At 68.6% G+C, this 299-nt stretch carries 1 protein-coding gene; it reads right to left on the bottom strand.

Going from position 1 to position 299, the window contains the following annotated elements:
- Positions 1-299, bottom strand: a 299-nt coding sequence (locus tag EN845_RS34725) for a vitamin B12 dependent-methionine synthase activation domain-containing protein (RefSeq protein WP_210235540.1), incomplete at both ends; no start/stop codon positions are given.

The following is a 299-nucleotide window of genomic DNA, read 5'->3' as shown; positions in this document are numbered from 1 at the left end:
CAGAATTCGGTGCGCACACGCTGGTGCAGGCGCTCGGCCAGCGCTTCGGCGAAGCGGTCGGCCAGTGCTTTCAGCAGGATCGCGTTGTAGTCGTCATGGTCCGCCTCGAAGCGCGCGACGTGGGCATCGATGCCGATGCCCGCGGTGACCGCGAACGCACCGATCCAGTCCTGGCGGCCGCTGTCGGCGGGAGCGATGAAATCGGCCAGGCAGAAGTCCGGCCGCTCGGCCGGCTTGTCGACCTGCTGGCGCAGGAAGTACAACGTGGCCTCGCACTGGGGGTGCTGCACGCGCACGTC

Source organism: Mesorhizobium sp. M8A.F.Ca.ET.202.01.1.1 (genome assembly GCF_004791595.1).
GTDB lineage: Bacteria > Pseudomonadota > Alphaproteobacteria > Rhizobiales > Rhizobiaceae > Mesorhizobium.
The sequence above is the reverse complement of the archived record's forward strand: the minus strand, read 5'-3'. Positions and strand labels throughout refer to the sequence as shown.